1 protein-coding gene and 1 pseudogene are annotated in these 2,242 nt (G+C 76.4%); one reads left to right on the top strand and one right to left on the bottom strand.

The annotated features are described in order from the left end of the window. Positions 1 to 204: pseudogene (locus ACFV0G_RS38565) on the bottom strand (oxidoreductase); the annotation flags it as partial. A 190-nt stretch (positions 205 to 394) separates the two neighbouring features. Between ACFV0G_RS38565 and ACFV0G_RS38560 the strand changes: the two are divergent. Then, on the top strand, positions 395 to 2,242 hold a 1,848-nt coding region (locus ACFV0G_RS38560; RefSeq protein ID WP_380558315.1), incomplete at its 3' end, for a nitrate- and nitrite sensing domain-containing protein.

Raw genomic sequence — 2,242 nt, 5'->3', positions numbered from 1 at the left:
CCGCGCCTCGGCGGGTCTCCGCGTGGCGGCCGAGACCCCGGCGGCGGCGACCCCCGTGGGGCCGGCCGTCCGGCGCGCGGCGCCGCGGGCCGGGCCGACCCGGCCGGTGCCGACCACGCCGACCGCGAGCCGTGCCGGGCGGTTCGCCGGGTCCAGCGGGTCGCCGAAGGGGTCGGCGGGCCCGCCGGTCGGGGCATTCGTCATTGCTTTCCGTTCCAGTCCTGTGCAGGTACCAGACGTACCGCTCCATCGTACGGTGCGGCCGCGGGCGCCCCGCCGCGCGGGGCCGCACGGCCGGATCTCCACGGAAGCTTCACCGTCCGGGCGGCGCCGCCCGGGCTACGGGCGGGTAACTTGCTGCGGGTCCGGTCCCAGGAACGTCCCGAGGGAGACCATGCGAAGACGCCTCGGCACGCCCACCATCCGCACCCGGATCACCACCCTCGTCCTCATCCCGGTGGTCGCCCTCGTCGCCCTCTGGTCCTTCGCCGTCGTCTCGATGACCGGCGACCTGCGGGCGCTGATGCGGCTGGAGAGCGCCTACCGCACCTTCGGCTCGCCGGTGGACTCCGCCGTCGGGCAGCTCCAGATCGAGCGCCGACTGGCCGCCGAGTACCTGGGCTCGGGCGGCGACCCGACCACCCTCGCCGCGTACACCGCCCAGCAGCACACCACCGACGAGAAGGTCCGCGCGGTCCGCGCGGTCGCCGCCGACGGCAGCCGGCAGGGCGACCTCTCCGCCGACCAGCGGGCCGCGCTCGCCGACCTGCTGCACGGGACGGAGGGCCTCACCGCGCTGCGCAGCGAGGTGATCACCCGCGCGGTCTCCTGGGACGGCGCGGTCACCGCCTACACCGCCGTGGTCGAGCCCGCCTTCGCCGTCGAGTCCGCCCTCACCGCCCTGCAGGCCGGGCAGCTCGCCCGCGAGGCGCAGACGGTGATCGAGCTCGTCCGGGTCCGCGAGTTCGTCTCCCGCGAGGACGCCCTCTACTCCGGTGCGCACGCCGCCGGCTCCTTCGGCCCCGCGCAGTTCAAGGTGTACGGCGCCGCCGTCGAGGACCGGCGGGTCTTCCAGCGCACCTACACCGCGGCGCTGCCCGCCGACTCCCGCGCGCTCTTCGACGACTTCACCGCCGACCCCCGGTACAGGGCGCTGACCGCGGCCGAGGACGCGGTGCTCGACGCCGGTCCCGGCGCCACCACCGCCTACGACCGGACCGGCTGGCGCGCCGCCATGGACCCGGTCGTCCAGCGCTACATGGAGCTGTGCAGCCAGGCCGCGCTCAACTCCGCGGCCCGCGGCCGCGCGTACGCCGCGAACCAGCTGCTCACGGCCGGCATCGCCGGCGGCGTCGGCCTGGTCGCCGTCGTCCTGTCGGTCTGGTACTCGGTGCGCACCGGCCGCCGGATCACCCGTCGGCTGCTGCGCCTGCGGGCCTCCGCCGACCGGCTCGCCCACCGCCAGCTGCCCGACCTCGTCCGCCGGCTCGCGGCCGGCGAGGACGTGGACGTGGAACGCGCCGCCCCGCAGCTCACCTTCGGCGACGACGAGATCGGCGACGTCGGACGCGCCCTCAACCACGCCCGGCGGGCCGCCGTCGAGGCCGCCGTCGAGCAGGCCAGGCTGCGCGCCGGGATCTCCGGGGTGTTCGTCAACATCGCCCGCCGCAGCCAGTCCCTCATCCACCGCCAGCTCAAGCTGCTGGACGCCATGGAGCGCCGCGCCACCGACCCCGACGAGCTGGCCGACCTGTTCCGGGTCGACCACCTGACCACCCGGATGCGCCGCCACGCCGAGGGCCTGATCATCCTCTCCGGCGCGGCCCCCGGCCGGGCCTGGCGCCGGCCCGTCCCGCTGGTCGAGGTGGTCGGCTCGGCGGTCGGCGCGGTCGAGGAGTACGAGCGGGTCGTCGTCCCGCCGATGCCCCCGGTCGCGGTGGCCGGCGCCGCCGTCGCCGACCTCGCCCACCTGGTCGCTGAGCTGGTCGAGAACGCCACCGCCTTCTCGCCCCCGCACACCCAGGTCACCATGCGGCTCACCGAGGCCTCGCACGGCCACGTCCTGGAGATCGACGACCGCGGCCTGGGCATGGACGCCGACGAGCTCGCCGCGGCCAACCGCACCCTCGCCGAGCCGCAGGACTTCGACCCGACCCGCACCGAGCGGCTCGGCCTGTTCGTGGCCGGGCGCCTCGCCCGCCGGCACGGCATCGAGGTCGCCGTGCGCCGCTCGCCGTACGGC

It is taken from the genome of Kitasatospora sp. NPDC059571, assembly GCF_042735675.1.
Taxonomy (GTDB): Bacteria; Actinomycetota; Actinomycetes; order Streptomycetales; family Streptomycetaceae; genus Kitasatospora.
Note: the sequence above shows the minus strand (reverse complement) of the source record. Positions and strands in the feature narration are given on the sequence as shown.